This window comes from Pigmentiphaga daeguensis (assembly GCF_039523035.1).
Classification (GTDB): domain Bacteria; phylum Pseudomonadota; class Gammaproteobacteria; order Burkholderiales; family Burkholderiaceae_B; genus Pigmentiphaga; species Pigmentiphaga daeguensis.
Map to the genome: position 1 here is coordinate 1 of NZ_BAAAEN010000075.1, position 1200 is coordinate 1200.

The 1200-nt window shown below is 60.5% G+C and carries 1 protein-coding gene; it reads right to left on the bottom strand.

The features are described 5' to 3' along the window. Positions 1 to 14 precede the first annotated feature (14 nt). Positions 15 to 1132 (bottom strand): IS3 family transposase gene (locus ABD104_RS30175; RefSeq protein ID WP_087779327.1). Its coding sequence is split into 2 segments (ribosomal slippage): positions 15 to 871 and positions 871 to 1132, totalling 1119 coding nucleotides; the frame shifts between segments, so codons are not numbered across the junction. Positions 1133 to 1200: the final 68 nt, after the last annotated feature.

The window sequence follows — 1200 nt, forward strand, 5'->3', positions numbered from 1 at the left end:
CGTAAGCACCCCCGTCAAGTAGACAGCGGCCGATAGAGATTCGGAGCGTGGGTTAACCGGGGCATATACTGCGCCGGCGGGACGCCACCCAACGCTTCATGGGGGCGGTATTCGTTGTACTCGACCAGCCACTGGTCTGTGATGGCCTGGACCTGCTCCAGGTTGGCGAACAGATGCGCATCGAGCACTTCGGTGCGGTACGTTCGGTTGAAACGCTCGATAAAGGCGTTTTGGTTGGGCTTACCCGGCTGGATGTATCGAACCGCGATGCCTTTGGCTGCGGCCCATTCAGTGAACGCTTGGGAGACTAGCTCCGGGCCGTTGTCCAGCCGTATGGCATTCGGGGCGCCGTAGCAGTCGACCAAGCGACTCAAGACGCGGATCAGCCTGGCCGATGGGATCGACGTGCCAACCTCGATGGCCAAGCACTCCCGATTGGCTTCGTCGATTACATTCAATGTCCGAAACCGCCGACCGCAATACAAGGCGTCGTGCATGAAGTCCAAGGCCCAGCAGCGGTTGGGCTCGCTTGCCAGGTCCAACGGCTGATGGGGCCGGTCTGGTAGCCGCTTCTTGCAACGCCGAGGCAAATTCAAACCCATATCGCAGTACACCCGATGCACACGCTTTTTGTTCCAGCAGCGGCCATCAAGCCGCAACCGGGTAAAGCATTTCCAGAACCCCCAGCGCCCATGCCGGCTGACGATGGCATTGAGCGCCTCGATCACGTCGGCATCTCGCTCGGATGCCGACACTGGCCTCTTGTAGTACGCCGCCCGCGACAGGCCTGCAATTCGACAGGCACGAGCGATCGACAGTCGGGCTTGCACCAACTGTTCGACCACCTCGCGCCTGGCCGACGGCGTCAGGATTTTCGGTTCAGAACATCCTTGATCGCCGAATTCTCCAGGGCCAGATCCGCGTACATGCGCTTGAGCTTGGCGTTCTCGGCCTCGAGCTCGCGCAGCCGCTGCAACTCGGACACCTGTACGCCCGAGTACTTGCTCTTCCACTGGTAGTACGTGGCGCTGCTAACGCCGTGCTTGCGGCACAGTTCGGCAACCGGCATACCGGCCTCGCCTTCCTTCAGCACCGCAACGATCTGGCTTTCCGTGAACCTGCTTTTCTTCAAGGGAGTCTCCGACTCGTGGAGGCCCCGAAATTCTACCGGCTGATGTCTACCAATTGGGGGAGCTTACG